This window comes from Streptococcus sp. 'caviae' (assembly GCF_001937065.1).
GTDB lineage: Bacteria > Bacillota > Bacilli > Lactobacillales > Streptococcaceae > Streptococcus.
This window is the reverse complement of the sequence record NZ_MOWR01000012.1, coordinates 22,466-44,343: the sequence shown is the minus strand read 5'-3', so window position 1 is coordinate 44,343 and position 21,878 is coordinate 22,466. Positions and strand designations below refer to the sequence as shown.

The following is a 21,878-nucleotide window of genomic DNA, read 5'->3' as shown; positions in this document are numbered from 1 at the left end:
TTGCTTTTGTAAGAAATGTTATCATTGCATATCGTGTACTAACTGTTAAGAATACGGAAATACCATTACTATCTTCCATCGAACCATAACAAATCGGACAAAAAACTAACTACGGGAATGATTCATTATGAAAAAGGCTTTACAAAGCCTTTTTTCTGTGTTATACTATCGTTTGTGTGAAATAGCAGCAGAGCAAAATAAAGCTCGTCAACAGGTGTCCCCAGTGGCTGACTGCGCTGAATCCATACTTTGTTTCAGCTCAAATTGGCTTACTAACTTTTATCAGTAACCTTTGCTGTTTAGGCGAAGGACATCTGCACGAATTAGGTTTGCTCAAAACGTTATTTCCTACAAAATTTTTATTTTATAGGAGGACATGATATGTCACGTTATACAGGTCCATCATGGAAACAATCTCGCCGTCTTGGCTTGTCTCTTACAGGTACAGGTAAAGAATTGGCACGCCGCAACTATGTACCAGGTCAGCATGGTCCAAACAATCGCTCAAAACTTTCTGAGTATGGTTTGCAGTTGGCTGAAAAACAAAAATTGCGCTTCTCATACGGTCTTGGTGAAAAACAATTCCGTAACTTGTTCGTTCAGGCTACTAAGGTTAAAGGCGGAACACTCGGTTTCAACTTTATGATCCTTCTTGAACGCCGTCTTGACAATGTTGTCTACCGTTTAGGTCTTGCAACTACTCGCCGTCAGGCACGTCAATTTGTAAACCACGGTCATATTCTTGTTGATGGCAAACGTGTTGATATTCCTAGCTATCGTGTTGAAGTAGGTCAAGTGATTTCAGTTCGTGAAAAATCAGCTAAGGTTCCAGCTATTTTGGAAGCTGTTGAAGCTGTTGTCGGACGTCCGGCATTTGTTTCTTTTGATGCTGATAAACTTGAAGGTTCACTGACCCGTCTTCCGGAACGTGATGAAATCAATCCGGAAATCAATGAAGCTCTTGTCGTTGAATACTACAACAAAATGCTTTAATATAGGATTACCTATTATCAAAAGGCTGAAACTGTACGTTTCAGCCTTTTATAATTTGATTGGTGCCAACCCAGTCAGGTGTGACAGGATGAAAGGGTGCTTCGTTACTATAAAAAACGCAAGAAACAGCTTCTCTTGCGTTTTTTGATCTTTAAAAAGAGATCTAGAAAGTTAATGCATCATTTTAATAATAAAATCTGTCATCTGTTCGGGGCTTTCAACTTTACCGCGGGCAATCCACATTTGGCAGACGCCAAAGAGGGCATTGATGATATAAATCGTTCCATATTCCCTTTCGACATCAGTTAGATTTTTGTTTTGGAAATTATTTTGGATGGTGATTGAAAGACCGAATTGCAAATCCTGAGTGATTAAGAGCCGAAATTTGTTCTTCAGAAATTCCTGAATTTCCTTAGTTCCATTTTCAGACAGCAGAGCTGCAAAAAGCGGCTCTCGATGGAGGAACTCAAAGACTTCCAAAATAGCTCCTTCCTGATTGGAGGAATTTTTATCAAAAATATACTCCAATTTGCTGAAAAGCGTCTGCTGGTAAATATCAATCATTTCATATTTATCTTTATAATGCGTGTAAAAACCGCTGCGGCTGATATGGGCTGCTTTTGCCAACTCAGTTGTTGTAATGTCGTTAAAACTTTCCTTTTCTAATAAATGAGCCATAGCTGCTTCTAAGGCTTGTTTTGTTTTTTCTTTTTTTAAAGATTTTGTCATGGCGAAACTCCTTTTGAACAAAATTATACACACTGTCTAAAATTTTGTTTTTTGTCTTGTAAAATACTTATTTATGAGTATAATCTATTATATCAAATATTTAGACATGATGTACAAAAAGGAGAGAAAATGTTAGCGGAATTAAAAGCAGTCTTAAAAAAGCCTATGCTTTGGATTACAATGGTTGGGATAGCCCTTGTTCCTGCTTTATATAATATTATTTTTTTGAGTTCGATGTGGGATCCTTACGGCCATGTATCTGACTTACCGGTTGCTGTGGTTAATGAAGATAAACCGGCATCTTACAGCAATAAAAAAATGACAATTGGGCAGGACATGGTTGACACTATGGCCAAAAATAAAAATCTGGATTATCACTTTGTCAGCAGTGAGAAGGCCGCAAAGGGACTGCAAGAGGGTGATTACTATATGATTATTACACTGCCGCAGGATCTATCCCAAAATGCAGCTAGTGTTTTGACAGATGATCCCAAGCAAATCACCATTCCCTACCAAACCTCCAAAGGGCATAGCTTCGTTGCTTCCAAAATGAGCGAAACAGCTGCCAAAACCTTAAAAGAATCTGTTTCAAAAAATATTACCAGCACCTACACAAAATCCCTTTTTAAGAGTATGTCAAGCTTAAAAACAGGTCTTGGTGAGGCAGGTACTGCCAGTCAAAAATTGGCAGGCGGCTCTAAGCAGCTGGAAAAAGGAAGCCAGCTGATTGGCAGCAATCTGGCAACTTTGGCCACCTCCAGTCAAACCTTTAATCAAGGGGCCGACACTCTGTACTCAGGTCTGCAGACCTATACAGGAGGAGTCGGGCAGTTAGCTGCTGGAACCAACCAGCTGAACAGCAAATCACAAGAGCTTTTAGGAGGAGTCACCCAATTAACCAACGGGTCAGGTCAAATTCAGCAATTGGTAACAGCTGCCAATCAGCTCAATCAGGGATTGACAGCCTTGTCAAACAAAACCAGTCTGTCCGCAGAACAAAGCCAGCAGATTAACCAGCTGATTGCTTCTTTAACTAGTCTCAATACGGCTATTCAAAATTATAGCGGAGCTTCTGCAGCCACAGCGAGCAATGTTGATATCAGCAGCCACCTATCAGCCATTACGTCAGCAGCACAAACTATTGTTAATTCGGCAAATACGACACAGCCAGCAGCAGGCAGTCAGCAGAATCCACTGGCTGCGGTGCAGGCAACCAGTGCTTATCAAAAGATGTCTGCAGCGGATCAATCTGAAATTGCTTCTGCCTTAGCCAATACAGGCAATTCAACTGCAGCTTCAGCAACAGGGCCAAGTGCTGCGGCAGTTTCTCAGGCAAATGCTATTTTGACCAGTGTACAAAATATTCAAAATTCACTGCCAAACAGTCAGCCTGCATCAGAAAATGCTGCTAATAATACGGCGGCCTTGGCTCAATTAAAACAAACAGCAAATGCAATTCTGCCGAGTGCCTCTAGCAGCTTGACAACATTGTCAAGTGGATTGACACAAATCAATACTGCTTTAACGTCACAGATTATTCCGGCCAGCAGTTCTTTAGCTAATGGTGCCAATCTGCTTGGAAATGGTCTGTCAGCAGGGACTGCTGCGCTGTCTAAGGGCTTGACAGCTTATACCAATGCAGTCGGAACGCTTAATAACGGTGCTAATACTTTGGCTGCAAACAGTAGTCAGTTAACATCGGGAGCCAGTCAGTTGGCTAACGGAGCCAATCAAATTTCTGCAGGAGCCGGTAAGTTAGCAGAGGGCAGCAATACCCTGACGAAGAATTTGACAGCTCTGTCAAGCGGCTCCGACCAGCTTGCTAAAGCTTTGTCAAAGGCCAAGAACAAACTGTCCCTAGTTGCAGTTGCTGATCCAAATGCTAAAACGTTAGCAAGTCCTGTATCCATCAAGCATCGAGATGACGATCATGTCAAGAACAATGGAGTAGGGATGGCGCCTTATATGATGTCAGCAGCGCTGATGGTCATGGCTCTGTCAACCAACACTATCTTTAGAGAAGCTCTTTCAGGCAAAAAGGCCAAAACTCTTAAAGAATGGGTTGAGCAAAAGCTTGCAGTCAATGGTTTAATTGCTGTAGCAGGAGCCGTTATCCTCTATTTTGGCGTTCGTATGATAGGTCTGACTTCTAATTTTGAGCTCAGGACTCTGGGCCTGACGATTCTTACAAGTATCACTTTTATGGCGCTGGTAACAGCTTTAGTAACCTGGCATGATAAATTTGGTGCCTTTGCTTCCTTGATTTTGCTCCTGCTGCAATTAGGATCCAGTGCGGGAACCTATCCTCTTGATGTAACGGCTAAGTTTTTCCAAGACGTTAATCCTTATTTACCAATGAGTTACTCGGTATCTGGTTTGCGAGAAACGATTTCAATGGCTGGTACAATCGGCAGTCAGGTTTTGGCTTTAGGAGTATTTTTCCTTATCTTTGCTGTTTTAAGCCTGCTGGTTGGAAAACGCAAAGTTGCTTTGCAAAGAGCAGCCAGAGCATCCTAAACAGTAGAGACAGCTTTCGTGATGTCTTAGACTCTTCAAAAATCAAAACTATGGTTGTTGCCTTCACTTTGCTCAAGCACAGGCTGTAGATCATCGTCTTATTACCATTTTGAGTCGACTGCATGGGGACAAAAACAAAAAGATTGGTAATCAAATGATTGCCAATCTTTTTACTGTTAAATTAAATGATAGTGCTGCAGAGCATGTTTGATACCGTCTTGATCATGGTGGTGAGTGATGAAATCTGCTATTTCCAGAACGTCGTCAACAGCATTTTCCATGGCAATGGCATGATCAGCGGCTAAAAGCAAGGGGATATCATTTTTACCGTCTCCAAAGGCGTAAGTTGGAATGTGCTGCAGATTAAGGATATCTTTGACGATATTGACACCTGTTCCCTTATCAAATCCTGCCTTTGTGACATCAATAGAATAGGGACTGTTTCTGAAAAAATGAAGCTGAGGAATGGCTTCTTGATAAATAGTATCATGACTTTTATCAGCACTGCCGACCAGCAGCATGTTGACAGGATTGTCAAGATAGAAATTTTCACTAACTGGCGGAAGTTCCTCATTAAAATAAGTAAAATGGTCCCTCAGGCCTTGACAGTCTCCTGACAAGTAAATGTCAAAAGGAGTATAGTAGGCAATTTCTTCTCCAAGACTGCGGGCTAAGCCAAGCAATTTGTCGGTAATGTCACTGTCAATAGTTTGAGCAAAGACTTCCTTGCCTTCAATATAAATAGACATACCATTCATCATAATGACAGAAGTTATTCCTGATTGTTTGAGAACTCCTTTAAGCTCTTTTATGGAACGTCCGGTAGCAATAATAGGAAGATAGCCATTTGCCGTCAGTTCCTGAAGAGCTAATTTATTATCGGGTGAAATTTGTGACTGCTTGTTTAAAAGCGTTCCGTCAAGATCAAAAAATACTAAGCCTTTATAATTCATGCTAATAGTTTAACATAAATCCCGCACAGATAAAAGCCGGATGTCTGTTGACAGGTTGACAGACCTGTAAAGGTAAGTAATGATAAGGAGAACTTACAAAGACAGATTAGAAGTAGCTGTTTGACGGATTAGTATGCCATGTAAAGCTGTGCTAAGACTTTATTCCTGCTGCTTATCCTTTAGGTATTTTGCTTTGAAATAAGAACCTCAGATAATGAACAAGGACGAAGAAAACCAGTACAACAGCCAGTATCTCTTCTAGTTTAACCAAGACATGAAAGAAGGGATGCTGGATATTCAGGTAAAGACCGGCTGAGCGCAGCGAAGTGATTGATATGACAAAAGGAAAGGTAAAGGCGGAAAATCCTGGGTTAAACTCTCGTTTTAAAAGAACAGGCAATTGGATAACAACAAAGATATAGAGGAGCTGTGAAGCAAAAAGCAATAACCAGACGATACTGGTGTTTGGACTTTGTCCGTCCGGGAAAGTTTTTAAGTAGCCTGCAAGCAGGAGTGATAAGGGAGCGCAAAATGTAGAAATATTAGGCTTGGCACTTTCAGGCAGACCAATACGGTAGGCTTTGATCGTCATAAAAGGCAAAACCAACAGAGTCAAAATTAAGCAGATCCAAAAGATTAGTTGTCCCAGCAAATACTGACCGCTGATAGGGGCTGTCAAAGTGGCTACCGCAATACCAACATAGAGGACAGACCATGAGGGAAAGACATAATCCCAGCTGAAATGCAGGACAAATGTAACTGTAAAGTAAAGGATGAGCCAAGCATTTCCCAAGAAAGCCAGCCACCAGACAAGGAGGCTAACAGCGGTAACCCAAGGTCCTAATCCTGAAAAAAGTTGAATGTAGCCTGCAAGCAGCATGCCAGACATAAAAAAGGTCGGAAAAACCGAAGCAACTAAGGGCTGCTGCAGCTGCTCTTTGGCCTGAGGAAGATTTCTCAAAATCCCAATGATTAAAAGCAAATAGATAAAGATGGCAGCTATCCCTAATAAGTAGCGCAGGGCCGGATGATAGAGCTCCAGCAGATTTCCCAGAGCAAACAAGCCCAGACTCAGACCTGACATCACAAGGGGTGGATTTTTCACAGCTTTCATCTCCTCTAAACTCCTCTTTTTTTTATAATTCTCCTTATTGTAACATAAAAAAAGGCTGTTTTTAGAGAGAAAATTATCTTAAATCGAAGAAATCGTTTATTAAACATTGAAAAAAAGGGTTATTTATGGGAAAATATAGCCAAATCACTTTGTGAAGGAGAGCATCAATGAGAGATGATATCAAAATCAATGAGCGCGCCGCAGCTATTAGCGATCAGCTGATTGAAAAACTTGAAAAAATATATGATCCAGAGATTGAACTGGATATTTATAATCTTGGATTGATTTACGAAATTAACTTAGATGAAGAAGGATTTTGCAAATTAGTCATTACCTTTACTGAGGTTAACTGCGGCTGTATCGATACGCTGCCGGCAGAAATCATCGATTCTCTGTCTGAAATTGAAGGTATTAATAAAGTTGGAGTAGAGGTCGTCTGGTCTCCGGCTTGGAAGGTTACACGGATCAGCCGTTTTGGCAGAATTGCACTGGGTATCAGTCCTAAATAAGAAAACTCACCGTTTTAGCGAACGGTGAGTTTTTGTTCTTTTGAGCGTTAACTTTATTTTTTACCAGTTTCTTCCGGTTTCCAGAAGTCTGTCACAGCTCCTTTGGAAGCAGATGACACGATATGAGCGTATTTGCCCAGAACTCCGCGGGAATAAAGCGGTGGAATCTCGGTTTCAGCCTTACGGCGTTCAAGTTCTTCCTCTGAAACATCCATGGTGATTTCTTTGGTATCTTGGTCAACAATAACTGTATCACCGGTGCGGAGGTAGGCGATTGGTCCGCCGTCTTGGGCTTCCGGAGCGATATGGCCGACAACAAGACCGTAAGTACCGCCTGAGAAGCGTCCGTCAGTGAGCAGGGCAACCTTATCTCCCTGTCCTTTACCAACAATCATCGATGAAAGAGAAAGCATTTCCGGCATACCTGGTCCGCCTTTTGGTCCGACGTAACGTACGACAACAACATCACCGTCAACAATCTCATCTGTTAATACAGCTTCAATAGCAGCTTCTTCTGAATCAAAGACCTTAGCAGGGCCGACATGGCGGCGAACTTTAACACCTGAAACTTTGGCAACAGCGCCTTCCGGAGCGAGATTACCGTGAAGGATAATCAGAGGACCGTCAGCACGTTTTGGATTTTCCAGCGGCATAATGACTTTTTGACCTGGGGTCAAATCTTCAAATTCAGCTAAGTTTTCAGCGACAGTCTTACCGGTACAAGTGAGGCGGTCTCCATGAAGGAAGCCATTTGCCAAGAGATATTTCATTACGGCTGGTACGCCGCCGACATTATAAAGGTCTTGGAAGACATACTGACCAGAAGGTTTCAAGTCAGCCAAGTGAGGCACTTTTTCTTGAATAGTGTTGAAGTCATCAAGGGTCAGCTCAACATTGGCTGCATGGGCAATAGCTAACAAGTGAAGAGTTGAGTTGGTCGATCCGCCCAGTGCCATAGTTACTGTAATAGCATCTTCAAAGGCTTCACGTGTCAAGATGTCTGATGGCTTAATGCCCATTTCCAGCATCTTCACTACAGCGCGGCCGGCTTCTTCAATATCTGCTTTTTTCTCAGGAGATTCGGCAGGGTGTGAAGCAGAGCCAGGAAGACTCATTCCCAGAACTTCAATAGCTGTTGCCATGGTGTTTGCTGTGTACATACCGCCGCAGCCGCCAGGACCAGGGCAGGCGTTGCATTCAAGAGCCTTAACCTCTTCTTCGGTCATATCACCGTGGTTCCAGTGGCCGACCCCTTCAAAGACAGAGACGAGGTCAATGTCTTTACCGTCTAAATTACCGGGAGCAATGGTACCGCCGTAGGCAAAGATTGCCGGGATATCCATGTTGGCAATGGCAATCATAGAACCTGGCATGTTCTTATCACAGCCGCCGATAGCTACAAAGGCATCAACATTGTGTCCGCCCATAGCGGCTTCGATCGAATCCGCAATAATATCACGTGAAGTCAGTGAGAAACGCATTCCTTGGGTTCCCATGGCAATACCGTCCGAAACCGTAATGGTTCCGAATTGAACAGGCCATGCTCCAGCGTCCTTAACCCCGACTTTTGCCAGTTTGCCAAAGTCGTGCAGGTGGATATTACATGGTGTGTTTTCAGCCCAGGTAGAAATAACACCAACGATAGGTTTTTCAAAATCTTCATCCTGCATGCCCGTTGCCCGCAGCATAGCACGGTTGGGTGATTTAACCATTGAATCGTAGACAGAACTGCGATTTCTTAAATTTTTAAGAGTTTCTTTGTCAGTCATTTGACCGCTTCCTTTCATCTCATCGTATATAGTTATCTGAAGCAGAATACTATAACTTTATAAAACATTATAACACAAATCATGCTTGTCATCATTATAATTGTTGCAAAATTCTATTATTTTCTGAAAAATTCTGTTCTCTCCTTCAGATCATTTATGAAGCTGTTTTCTGAGCCAGGCCTTGCGAATTTCTTCTAAAGCAAGAATAGGCAGCGGACAGAGAATCAGATAGAGCCAATTTACTGCTTCTAAGGGTGCCGTGTTAAAAATACGGTTGAAAAGAGGAAGGTAGCTCAGCAGAATAAAGAGCAGGATTTCAGCCAGCATTCCCAGATTGATATAAGAATTAGAAAAGAGCTTGAGGTCAAAGACAGACTGTTTGGTTGTCCGGCAGTTTTGCACCATGCCGATTTGGCAGAAAATGATGGCTCCCAGCGTCATGGTTGTAGCTTCTGCATAATAGCTGCTATTAAAATTTAAGCTCTGACCGTGAATCAGGTAGGTGAAGAAGAAAGCTCCCATGGCCAGGCAGGCCTCTAACAATCCATACCAGACAAAGGCTTTTATCAGCAAATTTTTGGTAAGCAGCGCATCGGATTTACGACGGGGCGGCCTTTCCATAATATCCTTTTCAGCACTTTCAATACCCAAGCCCAAAGCCGGCAGCATGTCACTGCCAAGGTCAATGGCAAGAATCTGCATGACGGTCAAAGGCAAAGGGATAAAGCCGCGGGAGAAAAGAAAGCTGGCTGAAGGAACCGCCTCAGACGTATTGGAGTTGAAAATATAGGTTAAAAACTTCTTAATATTTTGATAAACCGTTCGTCCTTCTTCGATAGCATTAACGATGGAGGCAAAATTATCATCGGTCAAAATCATATCGGCCGATGATTTAGCAACGTCCGTTCCGCTAATCCCCATAGCGACACCAATGTCGGCTTTTTTAAGAGCGGGGGCATCGTTGACACCATCGCCGGTTACGGCAACAACATGGCCCAGTTCCTGCAAATTGGTAACGATGCGGTATTTTTGTTCGGGAGCAATGCGGGCAAAAACCACCTCGTCTTTCAAAATTGCCTGAAGCTCTGTATCGGATAATTGTCCTAATTCCTGACCTGTAACTAGGCGGGGATTTTTTCCTTGGACAATACCAATTTTTCTGGCAATACTAAGAGCCGTCAGACCATAGTCGCCTGTAATCATGATAATTCTGATGTTTGCTTTATGGCATTTTTCAACGGCTTTGGCAACCTCCATACGCGGAGGATCCTGCATGACAAGGAGTCCCATGAAAATGAGATCCTGCTCAATCATCTCAGAGGTATAATCGGCAAAATCCTGCGGCAGATCAGCTGTCTTATCAAGCTGACGGCAGGCAAGAGCCAGCACGCGCAGGCCGTCTTTGGCATACTGGTCATTGGCTTTGAGAATGGCAGCTTTTTCTTGATCGGTTAGGGGTCTGATCTGATTCTGGTCATAAATTCTGCTGGACAGCTCTGCGATTTCTTTAGGTGCTCCTTTGGTGAAACTGACGAGGCGGCTTCCTGCAAGCTTTGTTTCAAGCTGGTGAATGGTTGTCATCCGCTTGCGTTCAGAGTCAAAGGTCAGTTCATGGAGTCTGGGAGCTGTCTTTTCATTATCCGTTAAATCAATTCCAGCTTTTTGAGCAAGGACGCTTAGGCAGGCTTCGGTTGGGTCGCCTAAGACTGTGTAGCGAGTCTGATCTCCGTGAGGCGGTTCAATCGAAGCGTTGCCGCAAAGGGCAGCTCCTCTAATGAGCCAGTTTAGGCTGGGAATGTCACTGACTTGGACAGGTTTTTGATTGACTTGAATAGTTCCTTGGGGGGCATAGCCCAGCCCCGTTATGTCGTATTCTTGCTGCGGCGTCCAAATATGATTGACCGTCATTTCATTTTGTGTCAGGGTTCCGGTTTTATCAGAACAGATAACGGATGTTTCGCCCAAGGTCTCTACAGAAGCCAGAGTTTTGACCAACGCATTTTTCTTAGCCATTTTTTGAACGGCCATAGCAAGTGACAGGGTAACCGTTGGCAGAAGCCCTTCAGGAATAAAGGCGACAATCATTCCCAGTGCGAAAACGAAAGCCTGCGCTATCGGCTCTTTAATTATCAAAACAGAAGTGAGCAAGAAGAAGACACCCACTGATATAGCAATCAAAGAAATCTGCTTGGTCAGTCGATTGAGTTCCTTTTGCAGGGGACTGGTGACATTGGTGACCCCCTGTGTTAAGTGGGCAATCTGTCCGAATTCTGTTGCCATGCCGATATTGGTGATTAGAACCTTGGCATTCCCCTTACTGACGGACGTACCGGCAAAAACGAGATTATCCAGACTGAGGAGGTCAGGATTGTTCTCGGAAATAGGCCGATTGTTTTTAGCGACAGGATTGGACTCACCTGTGAGGGCCGACTGATTGACCTGAAAATCATCTGTCGCAGAAATAACACGGGCATCAGCAGAAATACTGTCTCCCTCTTCAATGATCATCAGATCGCCCGGCACCAGCTCTTGAGCGAGAATCTTTTCTTCTTGATTTTGCCGGGTCACACGGGCATAAGAAGGCAGCATATGTTCAAGTGCTTCTGTTGCCTTGCCGGCCTTATATTCTTGGAAGAAAGAAAAACAGCCGTTAATCACATTGACCAGCCAGATGGCGATCCCAAGCTCAGGTGTTCCTGCAAAGAAGAAGGCGACCGCTCCGCCAATCCAGAGCAGAATTGCCATCAAGGACAGAAAGTTCTTAGCAAATTTGACAATTATGGGTTCTCCCTTAATCTTTTCCAGCTGGTTAGAGCCGTATGTTTCCTGCCTTTTGGCAACTTCATCAAAAGAGAGTCCCTGAGGGCTGCTCTTTGCCTGTTCAAAGACAGTCTGTATATCGTATTGGTATAAATTAGGCTGTCTGTTAATGTTTTGCTGATTGCGCTTTCTAATCACGAAAAACACTTCCCATCTAATTAAACCTTTACTTTATAAGATGATTATACGCCTATTTTCTGAAGGTGGCGCAAAAAAAGTTTAACTTTTCTGGAAAATAGAATCACAAAAAAATCTCCTGGATGCAGCTGCATCCAAGAGATAGGAAATGGTTGGCAAAATTTTATGAATGAGGCGTGAACACAAGGTGTTCATTGACAAAGGCATCAAAACCGAGGTTGCTGAGTTCACGGCCGTAACCAGAATTCTTGATACCGCCGAATGGAACTTCCGGATGAGATGTCCAGCCAGAATTGATGAAGGACATACCCGTTTCAATTTTAGCAGCGACTTCTCTGGCATGGTCAAGATCTTTGGAGAAGACGGTACCGCCCAGTCCGTAGCTGGAATCATTAGCAAGAGCGATGGCTTCTTCTTCGGTATCAACTTTGTAAATAGAAGCAACAGGACCAAAGATTTCTTGGTTGTAAATTGGGTTGTCTTTGCTAATATCCGTCAGCACAGTAGGCATAACGAAGTTGCCCGGATGGTCAATCGGTTCATTGCCGTAAACCGCATGTGCTCCGTTGTCCACAGCCAATTTGATTTGTCCCAGAACTTCTTCTTTGGCTTCAGCTGATGACAATGGTGCAAGTGTTGTTTCAGAATCCATTGGATCGCCCCACTTAGCTGTCTTAAAGGTTTCGACAACCATGTCTACGAATTTCTTATAATTTTCTTCACCGACTACAATGAAGCGTTTGGATGATGTACATACTTGGCCTGCATTGTAAAGACGGGCGAAGAAAATAGTGTCATTTAAGAGATCAAAATCAGCATCTTCTAAAATCAGGAAGGCGTCATTGCCGCCGAGTTCCAAAGCAGATTTTTTCAGGTTTGCTCCTGCTTCAGCAGCAATGGAAGCGCCGCCGCGTTCAGAACCGGTCAGTGCTACACCTTGAACCCGCGGATCTGCAATAGCATTGTTTACTTGGTCATAGGTGAGGAAGAGATTCTTGAAAGATCCTTCAGGAGCCCCTGCTTCGTTGACCAGATTTTCAAAAGCTTGAGCAGAGCCCGGGCAGATAGAAGCGTGTTTTAAGACAGTTGGGTTGCCGATCATAAAGTTAGGAGCAAACACGCGCATGATTTGATAGAATGGGAAATTCCATGGTTCTACCATAAAGAGCACGCCGACCGCCTGCTTGATATAGTAAGCATCTCCATGAATGGGTTCAAATGATTTAGGCTGCAGGAATTCTTCAGCTTTATCGGCAAAGTAGTCTGCGATTTCTGCACATAACTCAACTTCCCCTTGAGCTTCGACAAAGAGTTTGCCCATATCCTTTGTCATCACTTCAGCATATTTGTCACGGTCTCGGCGGAGCAGGTCAGCTACTTTATGCAGTTGGGCTTTGCGCTCTTCCAAGCCGCCTTCAGCGCGCCATTTTTTATAAAGGGCATGTGCTGTTGCCAGTGCCTTTTCCAAATCTGCATCACTGTTGTTTGCAAATTCTTGTAAAACTTCGTTCGTATAAGGATAGGTTGTCTTATAGGCCATAGTTTTTCCTCCAATTTTTATTTCATTAAATTCATTATAGCATTTTTGAAACCGATTTCAAGAATTGTGCCTGTTTTTTTGCTGCACCTCACAAAACAAAGTTGGTTTAAGCTGATAAAACTATTACTTTTTCCGGTTTTTTGGCTGCTGAAAATCTTAGATGGTGATAGTTTGCTTAAGCTGTAAAATGTTATAATAAGGTTATGTTATCACATGAATTTAAGCAGCTAATGAAAACAGACACCATTGGAACGGCCAAGGCTTTGCTGGGAATGGAGCTGTGCTTAGACGGTCGGCCTCTGGGCAGAATCGTGGAGACAGAAGCCTACTTGGGCAGCAAAGACAGCGCCTGCCACAGTGCTAACGGCCGGCGGACGCCTAAAAATGAAGCCATGTATCTGCCGGCAGGCCACTGGTATGTTTATCAGATTTACGGACATCAGATGCTTAACCTGGTGACTAAAAGTCGCGATGTTGCAGAAGCCGTTCTTATCCGGGCTTTGGAGATTCCAAATGGGGACCTTTTGGCCAACGGACCGGGAAAACTGACAAAATTTGCAGGGATTGATAAGAGGTTCAACGGCGATTTTTTACCAGATTCTAAACTGCAGCTGCTAAAGGACCGGGCGCCTCGCAGCATCGCCTCCAGACCCCGGATCGGTGTGACCTGCAGCGACAGCTGGCGGGACAAACCGCTCTGTTTTTACGTAGCGGGTAATCGACACGTTTCTAACATTTCTAAAAAAAGCCTCTTAGCAGATGAAGAGACTTGGTTAAGCTAAAGGAGTTAGACAGACATCCATGATTGCAACGCAGTTAAGTGTGTCTGTTTAACTCCTTTTTGATTATGTAACTTTTAATTCGTTTCGCAGCCTTGACCGCCAAGCAGCCACCCGTCAAACAGGCGCTTGTGCTTTTAACGGTTGGTTGACATGCCTTTGGGTTCCAAGTAGCGCTGGATAGCTCCGAGAATTAAATCGGAAACAACAGCCATGAAAGCAGTTGGCAGGGAACCTGCAAGAATGATAGCGCCGCCATTGGTTGCATTGGTACCGCGAATGATAATATCTCCCAGACCGCTGCCGCCGACAAAGGCGCCAATAGCCGTAATTCCAATAGCCAGTACCAAGGCATTTCGAATACCGGCCATAATGACAGCTAAAGACAAGGGCAGCTCGACCATCAGCAATTGCTGTTTGCCGGTCATTCCCATGCCCTTAGCCGCGTCAACTAAGTCAGCGTTCACATTTCGGATACCGGCATAGGTATTGCCGATAATAGGCAGCAAGGAATACAAGAAGACAGTAGCGATAACAGTTTTCGTACCCAGTCCCAAAGCCAGCATGATAATGGAAATCATGGCTAAGGAAGGAATGGTTTGTATGACATTGGCGATACCCATGATAAATCCTTTTAGGTGTCCCTTCTTAGCAATCAGTATGCCTACCGGAATTCCTATAAGGGCAGCCAGCAGCACACCGTATATGGAAATGAGGAAATGCTGCAGAAATTGTGTCAGAATATAGCTGCTGTTGTGTTGAAAATAGTAAATCAGCTGCTCTGTGGTACTCATGTGACTCATGATTAATCCCCTCCTTCACGGAAGTAATGATGTTTTTTCAAAAAATTATGGGCGACGACAGACGGCTCCAGCAGTTGGTCATCTACCTGATAGTTGAGTTCTTGCATCGTCTCAAGATCGATCTTGCCGTCTAAGCGGTGCAAGAGCGGCTTCAGCTCAGGATACTGTCTTAAGATACGATTGTTGACAACCATGGATACATCATAAGGCGGGAAGAAGTGCTTGTTGTCTTTAAGAATAGTAAGGTCATAGCTTTGAATGCGGCCGTCTGTGGAATATCCCAGAACCACCTGCATCTTATCATTCTCAACAGCGTCATAGACGAGACCTATCTGCATAGGGTAAATACTCTTAAAGGAAAAACCGTAGGTGCGGCTGAATTCCTTATAGCCATCGCCTTCGCGCTTCATCCAAGTACTGTCAACACCTGCCTTAGCCGTTGTGGCTACCTTCTGTAAATCCGATACGGTTGTAAGGTTGTTGGCCTTGGCAAATTTGCTAGTCACCATAAAGGCGTAAGTGTCAGCAAAACCATAGCTTGGGAACCAGGTTTGATCGAAACGCTTGGTGAATTCTTTTTTGATAATTTTGCTGGCCTTAACATTATCCTTTTCAGCCGGCAGGTTCAGTGTTCCTGTCAGGTCTGTTCCTGTATAGCGGGTTGCTGCAATATCCGCATCTTTTCGCATCAGTGCCTGATGAACCACATTGGTAGAACCAAGGTTGGAAATCAGGGTTGTCTTATAGCCCAGCTCATGATTGATCAATTCGCTGATCATATTGGCCATAATACTGGATTCTGTCGTACTCTGTGCGGCAATTTTAATATTAACATCATCCTTATTTTTCGAACTATTGCCTTTACCGCAACTGGCTAAGACAATTATTGGAATTATTGTAAGGATGGCTAAAAAATAGATTAGTTTTTTCATGTCATATATTCCTCTTTTGTCGCGGTGTCAAATAACTTTCAAGGCGTCCCAGCAGATAATCAACAATTAAAGACAGGAGAATAACAGGGATGGTTCCCCCAATGATTAAAGAAGGCTGAAAGAGGCTTAAACCGCTGAAAATAAGGTCTCCAAGGCCTCCGGCACCGATATAAGATGCCAGGGTAGCCCAGGCAATGACATAAATAGCAGACAGCCTGATTCCCGTCATGATAACCGGGACTGCCAAGGGCAGTTCAACTTGAAAAATGGATTGAATGGGGGTCATTCCCATACCCTTCGCGCTGTCCTTTAAAATAGGATCAACATTATTCATTCCAATGTAGGTGTTTCTCATTATTGGCAGCAAAGAATAAATGAAAAGGGCAATGATTGCCGGTGTCCTTCCGACACCAAACAAAGGAATCATCATTGCTAAAAGAGCCAGACTGGGAACGGTTTGCAGGATACTGGCCAGACCGATGAAAAATTTAGCCAGTTTAGGAAAGCGCGTCAGCGCAACTCCGATAGGAACAGCTACAACAATTCCCATCAGCAGAGCCATTGCTGAAATATAAATCTGCTCCCAAGTCTTAACGATTAATTCACTGCCGTATTGTGCTAAAAAATCACTCATAGCGTGTCCTCCGTATCTTGGCTGCCCCAGATAATATCATAGAGCATATCCACCAATGATGCCCGTGTTACAATTCCCTTGAGGTGATGCTCCTTGTCAACTACCGGAACGTATTTCAAGCCGCGCTTCAAAATACGGTGGGCAGTGTCGCGCAGGAGCTGGTCTTCTTCCAAGTAGAAATTAACCTTGTTTAGGATATCGCCGACAGAAAGATCTTTCTTGTAGTTGTTGTTGAGGGTTTCAATATCAACAAGGCCAAGCAGTTTATTGTCCTTATCTGTAACCAAAAGCGAGTCAACACGTCTTTGTCTCATTAAAGAAATAGCTTCATGCAGAGACTGTTCCGGCATAATGGAAACCGGATCTTTCAGCATGATTGTCTTGACAGGCGTCACATCAGCGCGTGCCTGAATCAGCCGGTCTTCCCCGATCATCTTTTGCACAAAAGGCGTTGCCGGATGCCGCAGCAATTCGGTAGGGCTGTCCTGCTGAACGGTGTGGCCTTCATCCATGACGACAATCTTAGTTGCAAGCTTCAAGGCTTCATCAATATCGTGGGTAACCAAAACAATGGTTTTTCCAGTCTGTTCCTGCAGCGATTTGACAAGGTCCTGAAGACCTTCTCTGGTTATGGGGTCAAGGGCTCCGAAGGGCTCATCCATTAAGATAATCTCCTGATCGGCAGCCAGTGCTCTGATAACACCAATCCGTTGCTGCTGCCCGCCGGACAGTTCATAAGGGTAGCGGTCTAAGAAATCTTCCGGCAGTTCCACCAATTTTATCAGCTCTTTAGCCTTAGCCCTTTTCTTTTCTTCCGGCCATTTCAAGAGCCTTGGCACCAGAGTAATATTTTCATAAATCGTCATGTGAGGCATAAGGCCGATATTTTGAATGACATAGCCGATTTTGCGCCTCAGCTGAACCGGGTTGAACTGTGCAATGTCCTGACCGTTAATCAAGATTTCACCGCTGCTTGGTTTCAGCATCCGGTTAATCATACGTAAGATGGTTGTTTTTCCGGAACCGCTGGTACCAATCAGGCAGACAAATTCTCCAGGCATAATTTTCAGATTAATGTGCTCAACAGCAACATTGTCTCCATAAATTTTATTAACCTCTTTAAACTCAATAACAGGTTCTTTTACCATACTGACCTCCTTTAGTTCTTTTCAATTATCAGTTTGCAGTAATAGATGGAGAAAAAAATTTCTATTTACTAGTAGTTTATCAAATTTATGTAAAAAAATGAAATATTTTTATGAATCAAATCATTTTCGGAAAATAGTTTCATTAAATTTTGATGATTTTTCCTGAAAAATGAAGAGCCTGTCCGGCAGGAATTGATGATATGCAAATGCCTCAAAACGCAGTCAGTCTGCTGTTTTTATCAGGAATTCCAGACTCAGATGGCTTGCCAGTATTTATTCTTTTAAGCTTTAGCCGTTTTCAAGCCGCTGCCGGACTTATGCTGTAAGTTTTTTATTTGCCGTCATGTCAAATGCCTTCCTTTTGCGTTATAATAAGGATAGCTCTTAGAGTTAACCGGAAGTCAAACAGCATAAAATTAAAAATGATTCGTTAAGATTTTATTGTATTGAGATTGGAGGGACAGCTATGGCGCAAACATCTTTATTTGATCAAGATATGGATATGGCAGCACCTCTAGCCAGCCGTGTAAGGCCGACCAATCTGGATGATTTTGTCGGTCAGAAGCATCTGGTGGGAGAGGGAAAGTTTCTGCGGGAAATGATTGATAAGGATCAGGTGTCGTCTATGATTTTTTGGGGACCGCCCGGAGTGGGAAAGACGACGCTCGCTGAAATTATTGCCAAAAAGACCAAATCCAAGTTTATTACCTTCAGCGCGGTGTTAAATGGGATCAAAGAAATCCGTAAAATTATGAACGAAGCGGAAGAAAACCGTCAGCTGGGAGAGCGGACCATTGTTTTTATTGATGAAATTCACCGTTTTAACAAGGCTCAGCAGGATGCTTTTTTGCCTTATGTCGAAAAGGGCAGTATTATTCTGATCGGGGCGACAACGGAAAATCCTTCTTTTGAGGTCAATTCAGCCCTGCTGTCACGCACTCGTGTTTTCGTCCTCAAACAGCTGAGTGAAAGTGATATTACAGACTTGCTCAAACGTGTTCTCAAATCGCCGCAGGCCTTTCCGGATTTAGAGATTAGTATCAGCGATGATCTGCTGAAACAAATTGCCATTTATTCCAACGGAGACGCAAGAACGGCTCTCAATACGCTGGAAATGCTGGTGATTAACAGCGATATAAAAGACAAACAAGTGACCATTTCAGGCGATCTCTTAGAAGAGCTGCTGGATAAGAAAACAGCTTACTATGATAAGGCAGGCGAAGAGCACTATAATATTATTTCTGCCCTTCATAAGTCTATGCGCAACAGCGATGTGGACTCGGCCATTTACTGGCTGGGACGGATGATTGACGGCGGTGAAGATCCTATTTATATTGCCAGACGCTTGATTCGTTTTGCCAGTGAGGATATCGGTCTGGCGGACAACAGCGCCCTTAATCTGGCAGTCAATGTTTTTCAGGCCTGCCGCTATATCGGCCTGCCCGAGTGTGATGTGCATTTGACTCAGTGTGTGATTTATCTGTCTCTGGCTCCAAAGTCCAATGCAGTTTACAAGGCCAGAACGGCTGTGCAAAAGGACATCAAACAGACCATTGATGAACCCGTACCGCTGCACCTGCGCAATGCGACCACCAAACTCATGAAGGAAGTCGGTTACGGCAAGGGCTACCAGCTGGCGCATTTTTATAAAGATAAGCTGACAGCCATGCCGACACGCCCTGAAAGTATCGCTGACCATACCTACTACAAACCGACCGAAGAAGGCCATGAAGCCAGAATAAAACAGCGGCTCAACTATATCAAAGAGTGGAAAGAAAAACATCAGATGGATAAAGACTAAAACTTTATTGTTAACTGCAATGGCTGTCTGTTCCCTTCTCTTTTCTGCTGTTTAAAGCGATGAGGCCTTTAATTTTGCCCCGTCACTTGACAGACAGAAAAGACTATCGTAAAATATGAATGAATAAAAATATAAATTCATTCATATTTATTTTGCTGAGAAAGAGGGTGTTGATGCTGACAAACAAAAAACAAGCCTTAAAGACAGCTGCCTGTGATATCTTTTCGAAAAAAGGCTATAAGGCGACAGGAATTTCAGAAATCGCTAAGCGAGCAGGTATGGCAGTTGGCTCCTTTTACAATTATTATGACAGCAAGGAAGCCATTTTTCTGGATGTCTATATTGAGGAGAATAACCGTGTGCGTCAAGCTATGATGGACGAGATTGATTGGGAAGGCGATGCGGTTGAACTCATCGGTCAGATTTTTGGGCGGTCACGAAATCTCATTTCCTCTAATAAAATTCTGACGGAATGGTATAATCCAGCTATTTCTGATGAGCTGCACAGCTATTATTCTTCAGAAAAAGGCAAGTCTGACAATCCCTTTCACCAGTTTTTAGTGGAGACTTTTACCAATCGCATGCTGGCAGAAGGCTATTCTCAAGAGAAAATCCAAGAGGTGCTGCAGGTTTATCAGCTTTTCTACTATATGGATATGCATATCACGGAAAAGGATTTTCCTAATGTCAGTCAGACAATCGAAATTTTGGCCACTTATTTTGTTAAAGGACTTTTTAAATAAAGAATGTCAATTCTTTATTTTTTAAAGCGAATTGAATGAATAATTTATTTTATTCATTCAATTAAAAATGATAAGGAGAAGATCGTGGATACAAATGGAGGAAAACGCATGAGCGGATTAACGATTACAGGAATATGTTTTGCCCTCGTAGGGATTTTAGTTCTTATTTGGGGAGCGACTCTAGAGCCGATTGACTTATCTAACCCTGATTTTATGTCCTTTGCGACTGGAGGTCTGATTTTGCTGGCTGCAGGGCTTTGTATGATCACTGGCTTGCCTGCAATGGTACAAATTGCAGGGCTTTGGCTGGCAGCAGTAACGACCATGCTCTACATCTACAGTCTGCCAGATACGCCTCTGATGATTAAAGTGATAGGCTTTGTTCCTGTTCTGGCTTTAGCTGTCTGGCTATCGCTTAAATTTTGGAAATGAGGAAAGCAATGAAAAGAGGTAAGAAAATGTTAATGATTAGCCTTCTTGTTATAGCTGCGCTTGCTCTCATGATATGGGGAGTTATTGCCTATCTTGGCCGCAGTCAGACCCTGACTGTCAAATCCGTTGAGAATCCTAAGGGAGATATTCACCTCATTCACCTGAGAAAACCTAAAAATATGACTTGGAAAGCCGGTTCCTATGCTAAGCTCACTTTACCTGACCTTGAGGCAAGCGGTCAAAAGAGCCGCTGGCTGACCATCGCTTCCAATCCTGATGACAATGAAATCCTCATTCTGACGCATAACAGCGGCAGTCTCTATAAGAAAAGCTTGACACAGCTTTCTAAGGGAGACACTGTTGAAATAAGCTGGCTGGAGTCCTCCTTAAAGATTCAAAATGATGATTCACCCCTTGTTTGTTTCGCGTCCGATGTCGGCATCGCAGCTATGCGGCCCATCGTCAAAGAGTGGGCTGGTAAACGTGACCTTATCCTCAACCATTTGGATAAGGGAGTGACGGTCTTTGATCAGGAATTATCTCAAATAGCGCAAAAAGATGACAAACTGAACTATGGCAGAAGCACCAGCCTTTCCCAAAGTAAAGAAAGCTTGAAGAAAGCAGTAGATAAGTACGGCAACAAAGCCACTTATCTCTTAGCCGGTCAGCCTGATGATGTTGAGGCCATGGAAAAGTTTCTTGCGGACAAGGGGATTGACAGAAAGCGGATGAAAACAGAGAAGTTTAATGGCTTGAAATAGTGAGTGCCTTGTGAAATGGGGCATATCATGGAGGGAAAGGTAAAATGAAAAACAAGGGAAGAATAGAGAAAAGCTTACTATTTTGCTCGCTTGGTGGCTTTGCAGTATTCATTTCGGTCATTTATTACTTTTTTATGTCCATAACGAAAGATTTATCAACTTCTTCTGAACTGGTATTATGGGCAGAAAAAAACCACACAGCCCTCTCTCTTATTTCTGAAGCAGCCATTTTTTCTGCGGTTTTTCTGCTTATCTCCAGCAATCTCTTATTACCAAACGTTAAATGCCGGCTAGTCAAAAGTATTAGCAAGAGTTTTATCATCATCCTTGCTATGGCTTTAGTTTTAACTTCTTTATTTTCAGGAAGGCTTGTTTACCAAGTCTATCATATTGTTTTGAATGATGCTGTTGTTAAACTGGTTATCTCATCTATGGTGGCAGCAGTTCACATGGCTTCCCTGGCGCTGTCTGTGTTCATTGTAACCGTCAGTTTCTCGCTGTCCAAGAAATCCAAGCTCATTTTAGTTATGGGGATAGTCGCCGCACTGTCACAGTTTGTCCTGGCCTATCCTTGGTTACTGCCATTTGGGAGTATCTTTATCATTATTCCTGTCTTCTTGATTTGGTTTATGTTATTCTTGCGGTTTATCCATAGATGTTAAGGACTTAAATATAGCGGTACAAGTAGTCGAAACTTTGCTTTTTCAACATAAAAAACAGCTACAGATTATTTTACCGTAGCTGTTTTAATTTTGTCTCTATC

General features: G+C 43.3%; 19 protein-coding genes. 9 read left to right on the top strand and 10 right to left on the bottom strand.

Annotated features, from left to right (window positions below; genetic code table 11):
- Positions 1 to 381: 381 nt before the first annotated feature.
- A complete protein-coding gene (gene rpsD / locus BMI76_RS09840) occupies positions 382 to 993 on the top strand; it encodes a 30S ribosomal protein S4 (RefSeq protein ID WP_075347392.1) in 612 nt (203 codons plus the stop codon).
- Positions 994 to 1,164: 171 nt separating this feature from the next.
- On the opposite strand, the gene BMI76_RS09835 is transcribed toward rpsD, so the two are convergent.
- On the bottom strand, positions 1,165 to 1,722 hold the full coding sequence (locus BMI76_RS09835; RefSeq protein ID WP_075347391.1) for a TetR/AcrR family transcriptional regulator: 558 nt from the start codon (positions 1,720 to 1,722) through the stop codon (positions 1,165 to 1,167).
- Positions 1,723 to 1,851: 129 nt separating this feature from the next.
- Here BMI76_RS09835 and BMI76_RS09830 point away from each other — a divergent pair, with 129 nt between their 5' ends.
- Positions 1,852 to 4,239, top strand: a complete 2,388-nt coding sequence (locus BMI76_RS09830) for a YhgE/Pip domain-containing protein (protein ID WP_075347390.1) — start codon at positions 1,852 to 1,854, stop codon at positions 4,237 to 4,239.
- Positions 4,240 to 4,415: 176 nt separating this feature from the next.
- Here the strand turns inward: BMI76_RS09830 and BMI76_RS09825 are convergent, their stop codons facing one another.
- Together BMI76_RS09825 and BMI76_RS09820 are read right to left on the bottom strand one after the other, a co-directional pair.
- The gene (locus BMI76_RS09825; RefSeq protein WP_075347389.1) at positions 4,416 to 5,192 is read right to left on the bottom strand and encodes a Cof-type HAD-IIB family hydrolase; all 777 of its coding nucleotides are present in this window, start codon (positions 5,190 to 5,192) and stop codon (positions 4,416 to 4,418) included.
- A gap of 172 nt (positions 5,193 to 5,364) precedes the next feature.
- Positions 5,365 to 6,306 (bottom strand): TDT family transporter, encoded by a 942-nt coding sequence (locus tag BMI76_RS09820; RefSeq protein ID WP_075347388.1) that lies wholly within the window; start codon positions 6,304 to 6,306, stop codon positions 5,365 to 5,367.
- A gap of 167 nt (positions 6,307 to 6,473) precedes the next feature.
- Here BMI76_RS09820 and BMI76_RS09815 point away from each other — a divergent pair, with 167 nt between their 5' ends.
- Positions 6,474 to 6,815 carry a metal-sulfur cluster assembly factor gene (locus BMI76_RS09815; RefSeq protein ID WP_075347387.1) on the top strand — a complete coding sequence of 114 codons (342 nt, stop codon included), beginning with the start codon at positions 6,474 to 6,476 and terminating at the stop codon, positions 6,813 to 6,815.
- 53 nt (positions 6,816 to 6,868) lie between these two features.
- Here BMI76_RS09815 and ilvD read toward each other — a convergent pair whose 3' ends face one another.
- The 3 genes from ilvD to BMI76_RS09800 form a co-directional block, all read right to left on the bottom strand.
- Positions 6,869 to 8,584, bottom strand: coding sequence for a dihydroxy-acid dehydratase (gene ilvD / locus BMI76_RS09810; protein ID WP_075347386.1), 1,716 nt, complete (start codon positions 8,582 to 8,584; stop codon positions 6,869 to 6,871).
- Between the two features lie 150 nt (positions 8,585 to 8,734).
- Positions 8,735 to 11,515, bottom strand: a complete 2,781-nt coding sequence (locus BMI76_RS09805) for a cation-transporting P-type ATPase (protein ID WP_075347396.1) — start codon at positions 11,513 to 11,515, stop codon at positions 8,735 to 8,737.
- A gap of 190 nt (positions 11,516 to 11,705) precedes the next feature.
- On the bottom strand, positions 11,706 to 13,082 hold the full coding sequence (locus BMI76_RS09800) for an NAD-dependent succinate-semialdehyde dehydrogenase (RefSeq protein WP_075347385.1): 1,377 nt from the start codon (positions 13,080 to 13,082) through the stop codon (positions 11,706 to 11,708).
- 203 nt (positions 13,083 to 13,285) lie between these two features.
- On the opposite strand from BMI76_RS09800, the gene BMI76_RS09795 reads away from it, so the two are divergent.
- Entirely contained in the window at positions 13,286 to 13,864 is a 579-nt protein-coding gene (locus tag BMI76_RS09795; RefSeq protein ID WP_075347384.1) for a DNA-3-methyladenine glycosylase, read from the top strand.
- 134 nt (positions 13,865 to 13,998) lie between these two features.
- On the opposite strand, the gene BMI76_RS09790 is transcribed toward BMI76_RS09795, so the two are convergent.
- Genes BMI76_RS09790 through BMI76_RS09775 form a run of 4 tightly spaced genes read right to left on the bottom strand, consistent with a single transcriptional unit; the run spans position 13,999 to position 17,378 of the window.
- Positions 13,999 to 14,664, bottom strand: a complete 666-nt coding sequence (locus BMI76_RS09790) for an ABC transporter permease (protein WP_075347383.1) — start codon at positions 14,662 to 14,664, stop codon at positions 13,999 to 14,001.
- Positions 14,665 to 14,666: 2 nt separating this feature from the next.
- Complete coding sequence (locus BMI76_RS09785) at positions 14,667 to 15,596, bottom strand: osmoprotectant ABC transporter substrate-binding protein (RefSeq protein WP_075347382.1); 930 nt, start codon at positions 15,594 to 15,596, stop codon at positions 14,667 to 14,669.
- Position 15,597: 1 nt separating this feature from the next.
- On the bottom strand, positions 15,598 to 16,230 hold the full coding sequence (locus tag BMI76_RS09780) for an ABC transporter permease (RefSeq protein ID WP_075347381.1): 633 nt from the start codon (positions 16,228 to 16,230) through the stop codon (positions 15,598 to 15,600).
- Complete coding sequence (locus BMI76_RS09775) at positions 16,227 to 17,378, bottom strand: betaine/proline/choline family ABC transporter ATP-binding protein (protein ID WP_075347380.1); 1,152 nt, start codon at positions 17,376 to 17,378, stop codon at positions 16,227 to 16,229. The genes BMI76_RS09780 and BMI76_RS09775 overlap by 4 nt, the downstream gene beginning before the upstream one ends.
- Before the next feature lie 466 nt (positions 17,379 to 17,844).
- Here BMI76_RS09775 and BMI76_RS09770 point away from each other — a divergent pair, with 466 nt between their 5' ends.
- The 5 genes from BMI76_RS09770 to BMI76_RS09750 all read left to right on the top strand — a co-directional run bounded on the left by BMI76_RS09770 (position 17,845) and on the right by BMI76_RS09750 (position 21,777).
- Positions 17,845 to 19,179, top strand: a complete 1,335-nt coding sequence (locus BMI76_RS09770) for a replication-associated recombination protein A (protein ID WP_075347379.1) — start codon at positions 17,845 to 17,847, stop codon at positions 19,177 to 19,179.
- A 173-nt stretch (positions 19,180 to 19,352) separates the two neighbouring features.
- Complete coding sequence (locus BMI76_RS09765; protein ID WP_075347378.1) at positions 19,353 to 19,922, top strand: TetR/AcrR family transcriptional regulator; 570 nt, start codon at positions 19,353 to 19,355, stop codon at positions 19,920 to 19,922.
- 108 nt (positions 19,923 to 20,030) lie between these two features.
- Entirely contained in the window at positions 20,031 to 20,354 is a 324-nt protein-coding gene (locus BMI76_RS09760; RefSeq protein WP_180372844.1) for a hypothetical protein, read from the top strand.
- An 8-nt stretch (positions 20,355 to 20,362) separates the two neighbouring features.
- Entirely contained in the window at positions 20,363 to 21,115 is a 753-nt protein-coding gene (locus BMI76_RS09755; RefSeq protein ID WP_075347376.1) for a ferredoxin reductase, read from the top strand.
- A gap of 44 nt (positions 21,116 to 21,159) precedes the next feature.
- Positions 21,160 to 21,777 carry a hypothetical protein gene (locus tag BMI76_RS09750; protein ID WP_075347375.1) on the top strand — a complete coding sequence of 206 codons (618 nt, stop codon included), beginning with the start codon at positions 21,160 to 21,162 and terminating at the stop codon, positions 21,775 to 21,777.
- The last annotated feature ends 101 nt before the right edge of the window (positions 21,778 to 21,878 follow it).